We start from the raw sequence: 13,562 nt of genomic DNA on the forward strand, positions 1-13,562 counted from the left end.
CCACCATTGCACTCCACCTTATTCCACATTCCGAAAGGGGAAACCAATCATGAGCGATAACCAAACCAAAGAACCGAAAATCAAAGGCGGCAGCTTTGTCATCGATAATCCCGATATGCAGCGCATCCTGACACCGGAGGATTTCACGGAAGAGCATCGCATGATCGGCGAGACGGTGCGCGATTTTATCGACGGGGAAGTCGTGCCGCACGATGAAGAGCTCGAGAAGCTGAATTACGAGATGACGGTAGACCTGCTTCGCAAAGCAGGCGAGCTGGGCCTGCTCGGGGCCGATGTACCGGAGCCGTTCGGCGGGATCGGCCTGGATAAAGTCAGCTCCACGATTATTAACGAAGCGTTGGCGAAGGGTTCGTCCTTTGCGCTTTCCTTCGGGGCCCATGTCGGGATCGGAACGCTGCCGATCGTGTTCTTCGGTACGACCGAGCAGAAACAGAAGTACCTGCCGGATCTCTCGACCGGCGCCAAAATCGCGGCTTATTGCTTGACGGAGCCGACCTCCGGCTCGGATGCGCTGGGTGCCAAAACGACGGCACGCCTGTCCGACGACGGAGACTATTATATTTTGAACGGATCGAAGCTATATATAACTAACGCCGGATTTGCGGATATCTTTATCGTCTACGCCAAGATTGACGGAGAGCATTTCACCGCGTTCATTGTCGAGAAGGAGATGGAGGGCTTCACACTCGGACCGGAGGAGAAGAAGATGGGCATCAAAGGCTCGTCGACGCGTCCGCTCTTCTTCGAAGACGTGAAGGTGCCGAAGGAGAACCTGCTCGGCGAGATTGGCAAGGGCCACCGGATCGCCTTCAACATCCTGAACATCGGTAGGTATAAATTGGCAGCCGGCACGGTCGGTGCGGCAAAGGAATCGATTGAGCTGAGCGCGAAATATGCTAACACACGTAAACAGTTCGATACGCCCATCTCGCAGTTCCCGCTCATGCGCAAGAAGCTGGCCGAGATGAACATCACCGCCTTCGTGATGGAGAGCATGGTGTACCGTACGGCAGGACTGCTGGACGAAGCGATGCAGGACATCGATTACAACAGCGAGGATGCAGGCATCCATTCGGCGGCCGCGATCTCCGACTATGCCATTGAGTGTTCGATCAACAAGGTGTTCTGTTCGGAAGGACTCGATAATGTGGCAGACGAAGCGGTGCAGATTCACGGGGGCTATGGGTATATCCAAGAGTACAAAGTAGAACGCATCTATAGGGACTCCCGCATCAACCGCATCTTTGAAGGCACGAACGAGATCAACCGGCTCCTGATTCCGGGCACGCTTGTGAAGAAGGCCATGAAGGGCGAGATCGCGCTCCTGCAAAAAGCGCAAGGTCTCCAGGGTGAGCTGCTGCAGCTGGTACCTGGTCAAACCTTCGAAGGCACACTGGAGCAGGAAGCGCACTTCCTGGACATGAGTAAGAAAATTTTCCTCCTCGCGGGTGGTTTGGCGGTACAGAAGTTCGGCACGAAGCTGGAGAAAGAGCAGGAGGCCTTGTCCAATCTGGCGGATATGATGATTGATATTTATGCCCTCGAGAGTGCGCTGCTGCGTACCCGCAAGCAAATCGAACGCACCTCCGAGGAAAAAGCAGCCAGCATGATCGAGATGACGCAGGTGTTTGCATACGAGGCGTTCCAGCGCATTGAAGCACTCGCGAAAGAGACGCTGGCCTCGGTGGAAACCGGGGATATGCTGCGGATGCAGCTGTCGGTGCTCAAGAAACTGACGCGTTGCACGCCGGTTGATACGGTGGCCCTCAAGCGCAGCATCGCAGCCCGCGTGGTCAAGAACGAGCGGTACACGGTGTAACACGCATCAACGCCAATACGATGCGTAAGTAACCTCAAAAGAGAGAGATTTTTCTTGGAGTAGGAAAGAAGGAGCATTCCTTAGGAAAGGGTTGGTTTTGTATGGATACAAAGCCTTGGCTGCCGTTTTATCCGCCCGAAGTAGCCCCCGCTTTTGATTATCCGAAACAGAATTTGGCACTATTTCTTGTGACGTCGGCGCAGAAGTTTCCGAACCGTCCGGCCCTGTATTTCATGGGCAAGACGATCAACTACAGAAGTCTGCTGGAGTCGTCCTATCGTATGGCAAACGCACTCCGCAGCAAAGGGATTAAGAAGGGCGACCGGGTAGCGATTATGCTGCCCAACTGCCCGCAGGTGGTGATGTCGTATTATGGCGTGCTGCTGGCCGGAGCCGTAGCCGTCATGACCAACCCGCTCTATATGGAGCGGGAAATTGCGCATCAGATGAAGGATTCCGGTGCCAAGATCATCATCACGATGGATATGTTTGTGTCCCGCGTTGAGAAAGTCATCGAGGAAACGGACCTGGAGCATATGATTGTTACGTCCGTGGCGGATTACCTTCCGTTCCCCAAGAACCTTCTCTACCCGATCAAAGCCAAGAAGGAGGGTCCCCTTCCGGTCGTCAACTATGGAAGCCGGGTCCATGCCTTCAAAAAGCTGCTTGCGAGCGCGCCGAATGACCCGATCTGCGAATCCGTGAAGGCGGAGACGGACTTGGCACTGCTCCAATATACCGGCGGCACGACCGGTGTTCCCAAAGGCGTCATGCTGACGCATATGAATCTGATCGCCAACACCGTGCAATCCGCCAACTGGTGCTTTCAGGTGGAGGATGGGAAGGAGCGGTATCTGGCGGTTCTGCCCTGTTTTCACGTATTCGGGTTGACCGTGCTGCTGAACCAGGCGATCTACCGTGCCGGCATGCTGATATTGGTACCGAAATTCGAAGTGACAATGATTCTGAACCTGATCAAAAAAATGAAGCCGACGCTCTTTCCGGGCGCGCCGACCATGTATATCGCACTGATTAATCACCCGCGGATCAAGGAATATGATCTGTCGTCGATCAATGCTTGTGTCAGCGGCTCTGCCGGGCTGCCGGTCGAGGTGCAGGATAAGTTCGAGGAGCTGACCAGAGGGCGGTTGATCGAAGGCTACGGCCTGACCGAAGCTTCCCCGGTTACCCATGTGAATCCAATCTGGGGAAGGCGAAAAATCGGCACCATTGGCGTACCCGTTCCGGATACGGATGCCAAGGTGGTCGATCCCGATACGGGTGAAGAAATGCCGGTCGGCGAGCCTGGCGAGCTGATCGTGAAAGGTCCCCAGGTGATGATGGGATACTGGAATCGGCCGGAGGAGACGTTTGATACGCTCCGCAACGGCTGGCTGTTCACGGGCGATATGGCCACGATGGACGAAGAGGGGTATTTTACGATCATCGACCGCAAGAAAGACATGATCATTGCAAGCGGTTTCAATATTTATCCTCGGGAGATCGAGGAAGTGCTGTATGAGCATCCCTCAGTGAAAGAAGCCGTCGTGGTCGGAACGAAGGATGATTATCGCGGCGAAACCGTGAGAGCTTATATTGTGCTGAAGGATGGCGCGTCTCCGGACCCTTCGGGCCTTGAGAAGTTTTGCCGCAGTCAGCTGGCTGCCTATAAGGTGCCGCGCGAGTACGTGTTCCGCGATTCGCTGCCGAAGACGATGGTAGGCAAGGTGCTGCGCCGCAAGCTGCTGGAGGAAGAAGAGGAAGGCAAAACAGGCTAAGCGCAGAATAGCGGAGTCGGCAGGATAGGCGATTCATGGTATCCCGCTGAAATGGATACAGTACTAACGACGTCATAAGAAAAAAGGAGGCGGCCTGATGAATCATACCAATGCCAATCCGGATACGAAGGCCGGACAGCCGGAATTCGACCGGGAGGCGTACATTGAGGCCATGACCCAAGCGGCGGAGCCCACCTTCTGGGGATATCTCGGCTGCAAGCTTGCGTCTGCCAGCTCGGAGGCGGTTGTTGTGACGCTGGATGCCCAGCCTCATCATATGAATATGATGGGCATCGTGCATGGCGGCGTACTCTCCTCATTGATGGATAACGCCATGGGCGTTGCCGTCATGCTGGAGCGCCCGGGCGAATCGACGGTGACGAGCAATCTGAACGTGCATTTTGTCATGCCGGCCAGGGCGGGAGTTCTTACCGTGACGGCAAGCATCGTGCATCAGACGCATCGTTCGGTCACAACGGAGTGCAGGATTACGAATGAGAAGGATGAGCTTGTCGCGATCAGCACAGGGTCCTTCCGAGTGAAATAAAGCAGCCTTGGCTGCTATGAAACAGATGGTCTGCCAACGATGGAGGGGCAGGCCATTTATTTTTTTGGTGAGCTGAAATAGTGTTCCCGCTTACTCCTTGTCAGGTCGATAAAGCTGTGGTACAATAAAAATGCTGTTTTTCATGTAGAATCTAGAATGTCTCTTCAGATCATAAATTCAGATGTTTACATACGTAGGAGGTGGAAGTCATGGTTGTATTTTTTGAAGTGTTGCTTGTTATTTTCTCCATCGGGTTGATTACTGTCGTTCTTCTCCAAAAGGGGAAAAGCGCAGGTCTTGCCGGTGCCATCTCCGGCGGTGCGGAACATCTTTTTGGTAAAACGAAGGCTCGCGGTATGGATCTCGTACTGCAGCGTACAACGGTAGGTCTTGCAGCAGGATTTATGATTTTGGCCATCGTTGTTGCTATGTTGAAATAACAATTAACGTTACCCTCGCTTTTTCACTCTTGGAAGAGCGGGGGTTTTTTATTGCCTGAATTTCGGAATACATAGGTTAAGACGGTGTTCGGAAGGATACCGGGGATTAAATTCGTGTATACTAGGGTATGAGTATATGAAGGTAAAGAATGGATAGCGGAACGATGAAATTGCAGGTTCCCCGAGGTGATAATGATGATAACTGAAGAAATATTACTGAATTTTATGCGGGAAACTGCATACAAACCGATGACGTACCAGGAATTGGAGCAGCATTTTGCCATTAAGGATGCCCATGAATTCAAGGAATTCTTGAAGCTGCTGAATGAGCTTGAGCAATCCGGAAAAATCATTCTGACCAGCACCCAGCGTTATGGCGTGCCGGAACGGATGAATTTGCTGCGCGGACGTCTGCAGGCTCATGCGAAGGGTTTTGCCTTTCTGATTCCCGATGATCGCGAGCACCCGGATGTGTACATTCATGCCAATGATCTGAAGAGTGCGATGAATGGAGATATCGTGCTTATCCGGATCAGTTCCAAACAGAACGATGGCGGCAAAATGGAAGGCGAAGTGGTCCGTATCGTGACGCGCGCCGTCACCCAAGTCGTGGGTGTATTCCAGAACCATGAAGCCTATGGCTTCGTGCTGCCGGATGACAAGCGGATCAACCGGGATATTTTTATTCCGAAGCATGCGATGAACGGCGCCGTTGATGGCGTGAAGGTCGTGGTGAAGCTGGTGAGCTATCCGGAAGGAAGAGCTGCGGCAGAGGGCGAAGTGGTGGAGATTCTGGGTCACAAGGATGATCCGGGTGTCGACATTCTGTCCATTATCCGCAAGCATCAGCTGCCGGAAGGCTTTCCGGAGGAAGTGCTGGCTGAAGCGGATGCAGCGCCGGATTCCATTACGGAAGATGAGATTGTACAGCAGGGACGCCGGGATTTGCGCGGCTTGAACATCGTGACGATTGACGGCGAAGATGCCAAGGATCTCGATGATGCGGTGAACGTGGAGCGTCTGCCGAACGGGAACTACCGTCTGGGCGTCCATATTGCCGATGTCAGCTATTACGTCCGAGAGCGCTCCGAGCTGGATAAGGAAGCTTACAATCGCGGCTGCAGCGTGTATTTGGTGGATCGTGTGATTCCGATGCTGCCGCATCGTCTGTCTAACGGCATATGCAGCTTGAATCCGCAGGTGGATCGTCTGACGATGTCCTGTGAGATGGAATTCAACGATCAGATGAAAGTCGTGAAGCACGATATCTTTACGAGTGTTATCCGTACGAAAGAACGGATGACGTATAACAATGTGAGAAAAATCCTGGTGGATGAGGATCCGGAGCTGATTGAGCGCTATAGTGACCTCGTGGAGGATTTCCGCTTGATGCGCGAGCTGGCGCTGAAGCTGCGGAACCACCGGATGCGCCGTGGCGCGGTGGATTTTGATTTTGTGGAATCCAAGGTCATTGTGGACGAGAACGGCAAAGCCGTGGATATCGTCAAAAGAGAACGCTCGATCGCGGAGCAGATCATTGAAGAATTCATGCTGGCGGCCAACGAAACCGTAGCTGAGCATTTCCACTGGCTGAAGGTACCGTTCATCTACCGGATCCATGAGGATCCGGATCAGGAGAAGCTGCAGAACTTTATGGCGTTCGCGGCCAATTTCGGGCATCAGGTGAAGGGACGGGGCAACTCGATCCATCCACGCGCACTGCAAAACCTGCTGGAAGCCATTCAAGGCACGAAGGAGCAAACGGTGCTCAGCACGATGATGCTTCGCTCGATGAAGCAGGCGAAATATGACGCGGAAAGTACGGGCCACTTTGGCCTTGCTGCGGAATATTACTCTCACTTTACGTCTCCGATCCGGCGTTATCCCGATCTGGTCATTCACCGGGTCATCCGGGAAGTGCTGGAGAGCGGCGGCGCGCTCAATGAGAAGCGCCATGAGCATCTCGCCGGCCGGATGGCTGACATCGCTCAGCAATCTTCCGAGCGCGAGCGTGTGGCTGTGGATGCGGAGCGGGATACGGAAGCGCTCAAGAAAGCCGAGTTCATGCTGGATAAGGTCGGCGAAGAGTTCGAAGGCATTATCAGCAGCGTGACCAGCTTCGGCATGTTCATTGAGCTGGAGAATACGGTCGAAGGCTTGATTCGCCTCAGCGCGATGACCGACGATTATTATCACTTCGATGAGGGCCATATGGCGCTGATCGGGGAGCGGACCTCGAAGGTATACCGCATCGGTGATGATGTGAAGGTTCGCGTGGCGAAGGTGAACATGGACGATCACACCATCGATTTTGAGATGGTGGATATGAAGCCGCGCCGCCAAGGGCGCGGCGAAGGCGACCGCGGCGGCAATGGCGGCCGCGGATTCGGTGCCCGCGATGGCGCAGCCCGCGGGGGTAAGGGCCGCGGCGGTAAGCGCGGCGCGGCTGAAGCCGGCGCGCCAGGCGGACGCCGCAGTGACAGCGCCGGCGGCCAGGGCGGCCGCGGCAAGCGCAGCGGCGAGGCGCTAGCTGGAGCAGGCGCTGGTGCTGGCGCAAGCGAACAGCAGGCGTCGAACTTTGCCTTTGGCTCCGGCAAAGGCGGATACAGCTCCGCTGGGGGCGGCGCTCTCGGCTTTGACCGCAATGCACGCAGCTCTGGCGGTGCCGGTGGGAAGAACCGACGCAAGAAGACGTCGGGCAGCGGCATTTTCATCGGCGAAGGTCCAACACCAGGCGGTAATGCTGGTGGCAACTCCGGTGGTGGCGGTGGCCGCAAACGGAAGAGCAAGGGCGGAAACGGCACAGCCGCTTTTGTCCGCAAGAAGAAAAAGTAACATTCTCCTCCTGACTAACGCTGGAGGTGCTTGCCCCACCTTGCTTTTAGAGGCTGACGTTTGATACAATGGACTTCTGGTGAGATTGCAATTGGCGGTCTGCCGGAAGTCCTTTTTCCATTATCATTGTTGATGACAAGGGGTGAGACCATGGGTAAGAAAAGTGACGGGAAGGTTCTGGCCCAGAACAAAAAAGCTTCCCATGATTACTTCATCGAGGATACGTATGAAGCCGGGATGGTCCTGACCGGAACGGAGATCAAATCCATACGGAACGGCCGTGCCAATATTGGAGACGCGTTCGCAACCATTCGGAATGGCGAGATTCATATCCATAACATGCATATCAGCCCGTTCGAGCAGGGGAACCGTAACAATCCAACGGATCCAACGCGGACACGGAAGCTGCTGCTGCATAAGGAGCAGATCCGCAAGCTGCTGGGCCTGTCCAAGCAGGATGGCTACGCGATTGTACCGCTGAAAGTCTACATCCGTAACGGCTATGCGAAGTTGTTGCTTGGCCTCGGTAAAGGTAAGCGTCAGTACGACAAGCGTGCCGATGCCGCCAAGAAGGATGCACAGCGCGATATCCAGCGTGCACTGCGCGAGAAGCAGAAGATTGCAAGATAATGGAGCAACTAGCCGGATGGCAGCTTTTAGCTGTGTTACCTGCATTGTATATATTATTTTGATGTAAAGTGTGATATACTAGGTGATGTAAGAGAGATCAATAAGATCTTTGACAATCAGCATACAGCCTGCGTATTCCTTTCTTGGAGGGAAAGAATGCGCAATAGATGGACTGCTATGACTGAATACATTCTTTGATTTAATCCGATAGCCCTTTTTGGCAGGAACGCTCAGGTGCGAAGCACCGGCATTTCTCCAACTTAAGGGGGCGTTTTTGGATTCGACGGGGATAGTTCGGGCATGAGTAGCGGGTAGTGGGGACGCGTCCACTTCATCAACGCTAAAGCCAATTAAACGGCAAACAACAAAACAACTACGCTTTCGCAGCTTAATAACCTGTGAGCGTGCTCTCGCTCTGTATCGCCCATGTACCGGGATGAGGGCTCAACTTTAGTGGGATACGCTGTCTAGTCTCCGCCTGGGGCTAGCTGAAGAAGACAATCAGGCTGACCTGAAGGGAATCCGGTGACAGGGAGTCTCTAGGGTGACATCAAATCTGTCACTACACCCGTAGAAGCTTGTGTTGTCGTTATCTTCGGACAGGGGTTCGACTCCCCTCGCCTCCATACATAAAATCGAAAAGCGACCTTGTGAGGTCGCTTTTTTGCGTGAAAATAAAAGAGAACCTTTATGACATGCATTGCAGCAAAAATAACAACAGTCAAAGTTAACTTTGCTTGTATCTCGTTTTGACTCGTTGAATGGCAGATTGACAATTATGAGAGTTAAAAGTCCCATACAGGGACTTTTTTTATATCCAGTCTTAAAAAGCTTTTGACTGGCGGGAGTTTAAGGTGGACCCACACAGTTTAAGAGAGGGCATTTGTCGCTGACCAGCCTTTCATTTTTAAAAATAACATTCCAAATAAGAAAAAATACTCTCAAGCAATGGATATATGCACGTACAAGCGATCGCCGATGAAATTGGTTGTAATAAAAAAACACTATACAATCACTTTCCTACACTTTGTAAAGCCCAAACGATAAAATGGAAGCAATACCTGGGGGGACGTAAACATATACGACTAGAAAATATTAAACAAGAAATTACGAATCTTTTTGAAAAGTATTCATGTCAAGGAAGGCAGATACTGAAAATTATGGAATAGATATTTGTAGTGATGAAATCGATTTGAAGGGCAATAAAGTTTCTGCTAATGATTTTAGAGCTGTGCTAGCGTTTCTTGGGCATAACTATAGTAATGAGGACATAAAAAGGCTACTGGTTTCAAGTGGCGTGCCAATTGACAAAATTGATACGTATTCGAGCCTTGTTGTGCGAGCACGCGGACGGGATCGGAAGTGTTCGTGTCAGCGAATTCTTCTTGGAGTAGGAGCATCGCTATTCTCTGCTCATAAAATTTTTATGAGTTGTTATTGTATTCGTATGGTGGAATATAGAAAAAGGGGTTTTTGGGAGGTCCACCTCAATGCATATTTTTAAATTAACCATATGTAACTTTAGAAACTATAAAAATGTGGATTTTAAATTCACACATGAGGTAAACACTCTGATTGGTGAAAATGGATCAGGTAAAACGAATGCATGATGAGTAAATAGGAAATTAGTGAGAAAGCCAATTGAATTTCTGCAAATTTTATTTTGTAAGGGTGAAATTGGATTCGTCTGAGCTATGCCTTGAAAAGCTCCTCCCTTTATAATCTACTTAATCCTTTGACGCCGTGAACAGCCACAACTAACCGTTTCAAACCATTGCTGGTTGAGTAAATAAGGGCAATCGTAAATGGTGTAAAAGCCAGCCCGAATGTGACGTTAATGATCGCCCCTAATTCTTTTGCCACGAAAAAAGGAGCGAACAGCATGGACAGATGGACCTGAAGGCCTCAATAAAGCTGCAGCTCGGTGGTGCTTGCGGTGTCCGGGCTGCGCTTATTCTAAAATGTTGTCCGAAGCCGCCGATCGCGCTAAAATGGCTTTAAATGAAACGCTTCAATAAAACGGAGGCTTCGCCGTGACGATTAAATGGATTGACTTGTCCAGGAATGCGATAGATTTATACGAGCAGAAGCATACGGGCGGACATCTCGTGTCTGAGCACTATCACCAGACGCACCAGATGCTGTTTGTGCTGGAGGGCGAAGGCGCTATCCGGCTGGGGGGGGAGGAACGGAAGCTAGTGGTCGACGATACGGCGCTGATCGTGCCGTATTCCGTCCACTCGGTCATGTCCGACTCTAGGCTGACCTTGCTAGTGTTGGCGTTTGATGAGGCGGTGCTCGATCCGGATATGAAGGAGCAGCTGCTCCACGCCTATTTCCCGGACTCCTGTCTGATGAAACCGGGATTGTTTGCCGCGAGCGAGCTGCGTCAGTTGCTGAGGAAAATGCTGTTCGAGCAGTCCAGGGAGCTGTCGCCGCTCATCCGTCTATCGCTCAAAGTCCAGCTGTCTCAGCTGCTGCTCTTGCTGGTTCGTCCGGCCGGAGCAGAGGCCGCCGGAGCGGGCTCCAGCTCCAACAGGCTGCGCGCTGAGAAAATACGCAGCTATATCGATTCACAGTATTTTGATCCGCTGACCGCGGGGGACATCGCATCCAAGCTGGGCATCAGCACACGGCACGTGAACAACATCTTCAAGGAACGGTACGACATGACACCGATGCAATATTTGACCGAGGTGCGCATCCGCGTCGCCCAGAAGCTGCTGGCCGAAACGGGCAAGGACATTATTTCGATCTGCTTCGAGGTTGGTTATGACTCCGTGTCCACGTTTTACCGGTCGTTCAAGGCTGTCGCCAAGCTGTCGCCGAAAACGTACCGGGAGCTGAACGCACCCGCGCAAGCCGAGTAGGCAGCCTTCCGTCAAAAAGGACAAACGAGCGCACAAACGTGCGATCAAACGAACAAGAATGCGATCAGCGGCCGACTGGCCGATTGATTGAAACGTAATTCCCCCTTCATCCCCCATTGGCTAAGCGCCCGCGGGGGATGTTGTTTTTCGCTCGAACAATTCGCTTCCGAAATTGAGAATCGTGTTCCCGGAATCGTAAGAAAAGCGGTTTCGCACCGACTATAATACGGATATACGAAGCGAAGGGGGCAATGAAAGATGGCAGTTCGCAACATCGGCATTATTATGAACGGCGTTACCGGACGGATGGGAACCAACCAGCATTTAATCCGTTCGATTCTTGCAATTCGCAAGCAGGGGGGCGTCGCGCTATCGGGCGGAGACGTCATAATGCCCGACCCGATTCTGGTCGGCCGGCAGGAGAACAAGCTGCAGGCGCTGGCCGCCGCCTACGGCGTCGAGCGTTGGAGCACCGATCTTGAAGCATGCCTCGCCGATCCATACAATGAAATTTATTTCGATAGCCAGACGACGGTGCGCCGCGCGGAAAGCATCAAGCAGGCGATCGCGGCGGGCAAGCATATTTATTGCGAGAAGCCGACGGCCGTCGATCTCGAAGGAGCGCTCGAACTGGCCCGCATCGCCGCCGAGGCGGGGGTGAGAAACGGCGTCGTGCAAGACAAGCTATTTTTACCCGGATTGCTTAAGCTGAAGCGCTTGATCGACTCCGGCTTCTTCGGGCGCATCTTGTCTGTGCGGATGGAGTTCGGCTATTGGGTATTTGAGGGCGACTGGCAGCCAGGTCAGCGGCCTTCATGGAACTACCGCAAGGAAGACGGTGGTGGCATTATCGTCGACATGTTTGCACACTGGCGCTATGTGCTCGAGAATTTGTTCGGGGAAGTGAAGGCAGTTTCCTGTCTTGCCGCTACGCATATTCCGAAACGTTTGGACGAGCAGGGCGTTCCCTACGACTGCACGGCAGATGATGCGGCGTACGCCATGTTTGAGCTGGAAGGCGGCATTATCGTGCAGGCCAACTCGTCCTGGGCGGTGCGCGTAGATCGAGACGATCTGCTTACGGTTACGGTCGACGGCACCGAAGGCAGCGCCGTGGCGGGCTTGCGCGACTGCAAGACGCAGCATTGGGTCAACACGCCGAAGCCAGTATGGAATCCGGACATTCCGAATCCATTCCAGTTCCGCGACCAATGGGTGCAGGTGCCGGACAACGCGTCGTTCGACAACGCGTTCAAGGTGCAATGGGAAATGTTCTTGAAGCATGTCGTCATCGACACGTCGTTCCCGTGGGATCTGCTCGAAGGTGCGAAGGGCACCCAGCTTGCCGATCTCAGCTTACAGTCGTGGCAGAAGCGCCGCTGGATCGACGTGCCGAAGCTAAGCCTGTAAAGGAGGAGAGTACAGATGACTAAATCGCTGCTCCTCCCCCGCGCAGGGGGAGCGTTGTATGAATATGCTCTTGGCAAAGCCGGCTCGTTTGCTGTGTCGACCAAGCCGTTTACGGGCCGTATCGCCTTCTCGGCCGCCCATGTCGTCTGCGATCCGTTTGCGGATGCCGATCCGCTGCATCACACGCAGATCGATTGGAACTCGACCCTCGCCTACCGGCACCATCTGTGGTCGCTCGGTCTGGCTGTGGCGGAAGCGATGGATACCGCGCAGCGCGGGATGGGCCTCGACTGGAACCGCTCGAAGGAGCTTATCCGCGCTTCGATCGCGGAAGCGTGCTCGGTTGGCGGCAAAATCGCCTGCGGCGCGGGAACCGATCATCTGCTCCCGGGACCGTCGGTCACGATATACGACGTGGAAGCTGCCTATGAAGAGCAAGTTGGCTTCATTGAAGGCGAGGGCGGTCAAGTCATTCTGATGGCGAGCCGCGCACTTGCCGCTTGCGCGAAAGGGCCAGAGGACTACGAGCGGGTGTATGGGCGCATTTTAGGACAAGTGAAACAGCCGGTTATCCTGCATTGGCTTGGCGACATGTTCGATCCCGCTCTGGCCGGCTATTGGGGGTGTAAGGACGATCCGGATGAGGCGATGGACGTTTGTTTGCGCGTCATTCGGGCAAACGCGGACAAGGTCGACGGGATTAAAATCTCGCTGCTCGATGCCGGTAAAGAAATCAAGATGCGTCGGCTACTGCCGGAAGGCGTCAAGATGTACACCGGCGACGACTTCAACTACCCGGAGCTGATCAAGGGTGATGAGCAGGGCTACAGCCATGCGCTCCTCGGCATATTCGACGCGATCGCTCCGGCCGCTTCCCAGGCGCTTCATGCGCTCGACGCGGGCGACCTGGTCAGTTATGGGGCGATTATGGAGCCTACCGTCGCCCTGTCGCGCCATATTTTCCAGAAGCCGACGTTCGCCTACAAGACGGGAATTGTGTTCATGGCCTACTTGAATGGCCACCAACCGCATTTCCGCATGATCGGGGGAGCGGAGGGATCGCGCTCGATCGTCCATTTGGCCGAGCTGTTCGTGCTTGCCGACCGGGCCGGGCTATTGGCCGATCCAGAGCTTGCCGCCGAACGGATGAAGCCTGTCTTAGCGCTGGCAGGTATTCGACCGTAATCTTTTATAGCAATATTTGAAATCCGG

Annotated in this window: 10 protein-coding genes, 1 other RNA gene and 1 pseudogene; 11 read left to right on the forward strand and 1 reads right to left on the reverse strand. The window is 53.4% G+C overall.

Annotated elements, in window-relative coordinates; genetic code table 11:
- Positions 1-49 precede the first annotated feature (49 nt).
- The 8 genes from OHJ21_RS21425 to OHJ21_RS21460 all read left to right on the forward strand — a co-directional run bounded on the left by OHJ21_RS21425 (position 50) and on the right by OHJ21_RS21460 (position 9,680).
- On the forward strand, positions 50-1,840 hold the full coding sequence (locus OHJ21_RS21425) for an acyl-CoA dehydrogenase family protein (protein WP_100539669.1): 1,791 nt from the start codon (positions 50-52) through the stop codon (positions 1,838-1,840).
- A 101-nt stretch (positions 1,841-1,941) separates the two neighbouring features.
- The gene (locus OHJ21_RS21430) at positions 1,942-3,618 is read left to right on the forward strand and encodes a long-chain-fatty-acid--CoA ligase (RefSeq protein WP_100539670.1); all 1,677 of its coding nucleotides are present in this window, start codon (positions 1,942-1,944) and stop codon (positions 3,616-3,618) included.
- 97 nt (positions 3,619-3,715) lie between these two features.
- Complete coding sequence (locus OHJ21_RS21435) at positions 3,716-4,165, forward strand: PaaI family thioesterase (RefSeq protein WP_100539671.1); 450 nt, start codon at positions 3,716-3,718, stop codon at positions 4,163-4,165.
- A gap of 209 nt (positions 4,166-4,374) precedes the next feature.
- Positions 4,375-4,605: a preprotein translocase subunit SecG gene (gene secG, locus OHJ21_RS21440; protein ID WP_009593367.1), complete on the forward strand. Its 231-nt coding sequence runs from the start codon at positions 4,375-4,377 to the stop codon at positions 4,603-4,605.
- Between the two features lie 195 nt (positions 4,606-4,800).
- Positions 4,801-7,440 (forward strand): ribonuclease R, encoded by a 2,640-nt coding sequence (gene rnr / locus OHJ21_RS21445; protein ID WP_486021304.1) that lies wholly within the window; start codon positions 4,801-4,803, stop codon positions 7,438-7,440.
- Between the two features lie 150 nt (positions 7,441-7,590).
- Complete coding sequence (smpB, locus tag OHJ21_RS21450; protein ID WP_023966984.1) at positions 7,591-8,070, forward strand: SsrA-binding protein SmpB; 480 nt, start codon at positions 7,591-7,593, stop codon at positions 8,068-8,070.
- Between the two features lie 264 nt (positions 8,071-8,334).
- Positions 8,335-8,699, forward strand: a transfer-messenger RNA (tmRNA) gene (gene ssrA, locus OHJ21_RS21455).
- 861 nt (positions 8,700-9,560) lie between these two features.
- Positions 9,561-9,680 (forward strand): AAA family ATPase, encoded by a 120-nt coding sequence (locus OHJ21_RS21460; RefSeq protein ID WP_100539673.1) that lies wholly within the window; start codon positions 9,561-9,563, stop codon positions 9,678-9,680.
- 166 nt (positions 9,681-9,846) lie between these two features.
- On the opposite strand, the pseudogene OHJ21_RS21465 reads toward OHJ21_RS21460, so the two are convergent.
- Positions 9,847-9,963: pseudogene (locus OHJ21_RS21465) on the reverse strand (short-chain dehydrogenase); the annotation flags it as partial.
- A 140-nt stretch (positions 9,964-10,103) separates the two neighbouring features.
- Between OHJ21_RS21465 and OHJ21_RS21470 the strand changes: the two are divergent.
- The 3 genes from OHJ21_RS21470 to OHJ21_RS21480 all read left to right on the forward strand — a co-directional run bounded on the left by OHJ21_RS21470 (position 10,104) and on the right by OHJ21_RS21480 (position 13,535).
- Entirely contained in the window at positions 10,104-10,940 is an 837-nt protein-coding gene (locus tag OHJ21_RS21470; protein WP_100539674.1) for an AraC family transcriptional regulator, read from the forward strand.
- 258 nt (positions 10,941-11,198) lie between these two features.
- Complete coding sequence (locus OHJ21_RS21475; protein WP_100539675.1) at positions 11,199-12,350, forward strand: Gfo/Idh/MocA family protein; 1,152 nt, start codon at positions 11,199-11,201, stop codon at positions 12,348-12,350.
- Positions 12,351-12,365: 15 nt separating this feature from the next.
- Positions 12,366-13,535 carry a dihydrodipicolinate synthase family protein gene (locus tag OHJ21_RS21480; protein WP_220686916.1) on the forward strand — a complete coding sequence of 390 codons (1,170 nt, stop codon included), beginning with the start codon at positions 12,366-12,368 and terminating at the stop codon, positions 13,533-13,535.
- Positions 13,536-13,562: the final 27 nt, after the last annotated feature.

The sequence above is a fragment of the Virgibacillus sp. LDC1 genome, assembly GCF_025792345.1.
Classification (GTDB): domain Bacteria; phylum Bacillota; class Bacilli; order Paenibacillales; family Paenibacillaceae; genus Paenibacillus_AQ; species Paenibacillus_AQ lautus.

Excerpts from the sequence above, each read along its gene's own strand:
- OHJ21_RS21425 (WP_100539669.1), top strand. The coding sequence starts at position 50 with ATGAGCGATAACCAAACCAAAGAACCGAAAATCAAAGGCGGCAGCTTT.
- OHJ21_RS21430 (WP_100539670.1), top strand. The coding sequence starts at position 1,942 with ATGGATACAAAGCCTTGGCTGCCGTTTTATCCGCCCGAAGTAGCCCCC.
- OHJ21_RS21435 (WP_100539671.1), top strand. The coding sequence starts at position 3,716 with ATGAATCATACCAATGCCAATCCGGATACGAAGGCCGGACAGCCGGAA.
- secG (WP_009593367.1), top strand. The coding sequence starts at position 4,375 with ATGGTTGTATTTTTTGAAGTGTTGCTTGTTATTTTCTCCATCGGGTTG.
- rnr (WP_486021304.1), top strand. The coding sequence starts at position 4,801 with ATGATAACTGAAGAAATATTACTGAATTTTATGCGGGAAACTGCATAC.
- smpB (WP_023966984.1), top strand. The coding sequence starts at position 7,591 with ATGGGTAAGAAAAGTGACGGGAAGGTTCTGGCCCAGAACAAAAAAGCT.
- OHJ21_RS21460 (WP_100539673.1), top strand. The coding sequence starts at position 9,561 with ATGCATATTTTTAAATTAACCATATGTAACTTTAGAAACTATAAAAAT.
- OHJ21_RS21475 (WP_100539675.1), top strand. The coding sequence starts at position 11,199 with ATGGCAGTTCGCAACATCGGCATTATTATGAACGGCGTTACCGGACGG.
- OHJ21_RS21480 (WP_220686916.1), top strand. The coding sequence starts at position 12,366 with ATGACTAAATCGCTGCTCCTCCCCCGCGCAGGGGGAGCGTTGTATGAA.